The 2,382-nt window shown below is 43.2% G+C and carries 3 protein-coding genes; all 3 read right to left on the bottom strand.

Features of this window, described 5'->3' with window-relative positions:
• Positions 1–110: 110 nt before the first annotated feature.
• Positions 111–527 carry a GFA family protein gene (locus B9J87_RS15395; protein ID WP_094151591.1) on the bottom strand — a complete coding sequence of 139 codons (417 nt, stop codon included), beginning with the start codon at positions 525–527 and terminating at the stop codon, positions 111–113.
• A 148-nt stretch (positions 528–675) separates the two neighbouring features.
• Positions 676–1,314, bottom strand: a complete 639-nt coding sequence (locus B9J87_RS15390) for an HD domain-containing protein (RefSeq protein ID WP_094151589.1) — start codon at positions 1,312–1,314, stop codon at positions 676–678.
• 146 nt (positions 1,315–1,460) lie between these two features.
• Positions 1,461–1,943: a GNAT family N-acetyltransferase gene (locus B9J87_RS15385; protein ID WP_094151587.1), complete on the bottom strand. Its 483-nt coding sequence runs from the start codon at positions 1,941–1,943 to the stop codon at positions 1,461–1,463.
• Positions 1,944–2,382: the final 439 nt, after the last annotated feature.

Here is a 2,382-nt window from a genome sequence, read left to right as displayed (position 1 = left end):
TGACAACGCACCGCCGAACTCAAAAAACCACCCTAAACCCTGAACTTCAATTTTGCACTAAAGCCACCACGCGTTGGCAATCCCTCTTGAGCCGTTTGTTATATGTTTGCTTACACCTTATCTGCGAAGTAAGCCATGATTTCTTCTGTGGTCATTTCTTTGGTTTCATTAGCAAAACAGTAATAACTTGGGCGCATATCACTAAAATACTGCATGTCCATTTCCAAGTCTTTTAAGTTTGGAAATAAACCCACTGGCATATTGTACTCACCAGTTTCTTTAAATTTGTAAAACAGATGAGTTCCACATTCAGAGCAGAAACCACGAGAAGCCCAAGAAGATGATTTGTATATTTTAACCTTATCATCACCGTCGATCTTTACTTGAGTGCCACATTTCACAGCAAAGAATGGTGCTCCACCCCAAGTTCTGCATGATTGGCAATGGCAGACAGTAAACTTAGGATTAACGTTTTCAGCCGTAATTTTTACCGCGCCACAAAGACAATTAGCCTCAGCATAAGACATTGAGATAACTCCTAAATTGATGAAACATATAACGCCCGCCTAAGGGGCTGGCAACGCATAACACAAAACTCAAACACAACAGCCGAAACCACCGCGGCTCAATGGGACTGGAAACGCTACGCGTTGACAGTCCCTCTTGAGGCGTTTGTTAGCTGTATGGCTCGATTTCCATTCCCAACTGAATTAAGTAAGCTTTCATAAATTTCATTCTCTTTTCAGCTTCTACCTTTGCTGACGCTGTATGCATTATTTCAGGCAATTTAAATAGCTTAGTGTAGAAATGATCTACCGTATTCACTCGATCATTCGGCTCACGTGTGCCGCAAAAGGGGTCAGTTGCATCATATAAACCCACGCCTAAATTTGTGCTCACCTGAATGCAACGAGCAATCCCAATTGCACCTAGAGCATCGAGTCTATCAGCGTCCTGTACGATCTTTGCTTCAAGCGTATCAGGTTGAACATTGCCGCTAAAACTATGAGCAATAATTGCGTGCTTTATAGCGTCGTGATATTCATTCGGATAACCAATCTCATTAAGAAACTCCAGTGCCTTATCTGCTGCAATACGAGAGCTTTCAGCTTTGTTAGGATGATTCTTTGGAAATGAAAAACAATCGTGAAGATACGCTGCAGGTAAAACAACCTCAAGCATCGCACCTTCAATTTTGCTCAGCAGTTTGGCCATTTTGACAACACGAAATACATGGTTTAAGTCATGCGCCAAATCTTGCTCCATTTCAGACTCAATGAAAGTTACAAATTGAGTCTCATAGTTTTCTACCACATTACTTCCTTGTTCATCGTATACAGCTAACGCCCGCCTAAGGGGCTGGCAACGCATAACACCAAACTTAAACACAACAACCGTAACCACCGCGGCTCATTGGGACTGGAAACGCCACGCGTTGACAGTCCCTCTTGAGGCGTTTGTTAGGCACAGGATGCCCGCTTTAGCACCCATTTTTCCAATTCTTCATTGTCGCTATCAACAACAAAGCCCATGAAAGCAAAGTTGTTAGCTCGCACAACATTCAACGAAGCGAGGTTCGCCGATGAAATCAAAGCCACAACACTTTCAATTGAATCCATATTAAACGCTAACTGACAAAGTTGATTGACTGCCAATTTTGCAAATCCTCGACCTTGTCTGTCTGGCGAAACGTTGTACCCAATTTCAACTTCACCATCTTGCGGCTCATCTTTGAAGCCACAGAAACCGACAACATTATTGTCCACTGACATCATGTAAGGTAATGACCAAACTTCAGCTTTTGAGTTTTGAATCTGCTCATAAGAACGAATTAGCACATGCTTTGGTGGCACGGAGTCTTCGCAAAACGCCAATTCAGAACCAAGCTCTGTATGGCTGAGCAAGCATCTTAGTTGGTGCTTATTTAATTGCTGTAGTTCCATTTTCCACCCTGTGCCTAACGCCCGGCTAAGGGGTTGACAACGCACCGCCGAACTCAAAAAACACACCGTAAACACTGAACTTCAATTTTGCACTAAAGTCGCCACGCGTTGGCAATCCCTCTTGAGCCGTTTGTTATGCAAATTCAATGAGATAAACTGAATTTACACGACCCAAAGCCACAATTGCAATGGTTGAGTGGCTCAAGAACCAACCCAAGTAGGAGCCGAGATAAATAAGCCGCCAAAACAAAGTCCACCTTTCAACAACCAACCAAGCTTTTGAATGAAACAAACTCAACGAGCGAAAACTTCAGCAAAAGTAAAATGCTCGATAAACTTGCCCTTTCCACATTTTGCGCCTGCCAAACTGACAACGCGCCAGCGCTAAAACCGATTGAGGCAAGCAAAGAACTTTGCCTGTTTTACGGTTTGAGTTGAC

Source organism: Vibrio sp. V19_P1S1T109, from assembly GCF_002241375.1.
GTDB lineage: Bacteria > Pseudomonadota > Gammaproteobacteria > Enterobacterales > Vibrionaceae > Vibrio > Vibrio anguillarum.
The sequence above is the reverse complement of the archived record's forward strand: the minus strand, read 5'-3'. Positions and strand labels throughout refer to the sequence as shown.